The sequence below is a fragment of the Wenjunlia tyrosinilytica genome, from assembly GCF_014646055.1.
Lineage (GTDB): Bacteria > Actinomycetota > Actinomycetes > Streptomycetales > Streptomycetaceae > Wenjunlia > Wenjunlia tyrosinilytica.
The window spans coordinates 1-1,688 of record NZ_BMMS01000132.1; the positions used below are offsets into that span (position 1 = coordinate 1).

1 protein-coding gene is annotated in these 1,688 nt (G+C 68.3%); it reads right to left on the bottom strand.

Annotated features, from left to right (window positions below; all coding sequences use genetic code 11):
- Positions 1–1,688 (bottom strand): beta-ketoacyl synthase N-terminal-like domain-containing protein (locus tag IEY86_RS35855; protein WP_189136082.1); only part of this gene is annotated, 1,688 nt, incomplete at both ends.

Genomic DNA, 1,688 nt, shown 5'->3' on the forward strand with positions numbered 1-1,688 from the left:
CACCCCGTACCGTCCGCACCCGCCGCGAACGGCTTGCACCGGCCATCCACCGCCAACCCACGCTGACGACTGAACTCCACGAAGATGCCCGGCTTCGACATGACGGTGGCGCCCCCGGCCAGGGCGATCGTGCATTCCCCGGCGCGCAGGGCCTGGACCGCCAAGTGCAGCGCGACCAAGGACGACGAGCACGCCGTATCCACGGTCACAGCGGGTCCGCGCAGGCCCAGGGTGTAGGCGATGCGTCCGCTGGCGACGCTGCCGGACAGACCCGTCAGCAGATAGCCGTCGACGGCCTCGGGCGCCTGATGCAGATCGGGGCCGTAGTCCTGCGGCATGATGCCCATGAAGACCCCGGCCTCGCTGCCGCACAGCGTCGCCGGGTCGATGCCGGCCCGTTCCAGGGTCTCCCACGAGGTCTCCAGCAACAGACGCTGCTGCGGATCCATCGCCAGCGCCTCGCGCGGCGAGATACCGAAGAACCCGGGATCGAAGTCACCCGCGTCAAGGATGAAAGCGCCCGAGCGCGTATAACTCGTGCCGTGGTGCCCGGGGTCCGGGTGGTAGAGACCCTCGAGATTCCATCCGCGGTCAGTGGGAAACGCGGAGACGGCGTCACCACCGTGCGAGATCAATTCCCAGAGATCCTGGGGAGCCCTCACCCCCCCGGCCAGACGGCAGCCCATCGCGACAATGGCGATCGGGTCGTCCGCTGTCGACCGGGCAATCACTTCGGCACCGCCGGAATCGGTTTGGCCGCACAGCAGATCGTGAAGGTGCCGGGCCATCGCTTGGGGCGTCGGATGATTGAACAGGACGGAGGCGGGCAGTCGTAGCCCCGTCTCGGCCACGAGCCGGTTGCGCAATTCGACGGAGGTGGCGGAGTCGAATCCCAACGCCTTGAAGGTGAGTCGCACATTCACCGCGCCGGGCTTGGGATGGCCCAGTACAGCCGCAGCGTGCGCACGCACCAGCGCCAGCAGGTCTTCGTATCGCGCCGCCGCCTTCGTCACTTCGGGAAGGGTGACGGGCTCACCCTTTTCACCGCCCGGCCGGTGCGCCTGAGGAACGCCACCGGGGACCGGGCGTCGAATGGTGCCCCGCAGCCAATGGCGGCTGCGTTGAAAGGCATAGGTGGGCAGTTCGACGATGCGCGGTTCATGGGCGGCCAGGACCGCCGTCCAGTCAACGTCCACACCGCACACAAACAACTCGGCGAGCGAGGTCAGGAAACGGTCCACTCCCCCGTCGTCACGCCGCAATGTGCCGCCGACCACGGCGTCCTCGGCGGTCTCCTGGAGCGCCATCCCCAGGACCGGATGTGCGCTGACCTCGAGGAAGACGCCATGGTCCTCCTCGACGAGTCCGCGCACGGCCTCGTCGAAGCGCACGCGCTGCCGCAGATTGCGATACCAGTAACCGGCGTCCAGCGCCGCGGTGTCGATGAACTCCGCCTCGACCGTGGAGAAGAACGGCACCTCACCCGAGCGCGGAGCAACATCGGCCAGCACCTCCGCCAACTCCGATTCGATGGCCTCCACATGCCGCGAATGCGAGGCGTAGTCCACCGGCACCGCCCGCGCCCGGACCCCCGACGCCTCACAGCGCCCGATCAACTCCTTCAACGCCTCCGCATCCCCGGACACCACCACCGAACCGGGGCCATTGACCGCCGCCACCGAGATCCG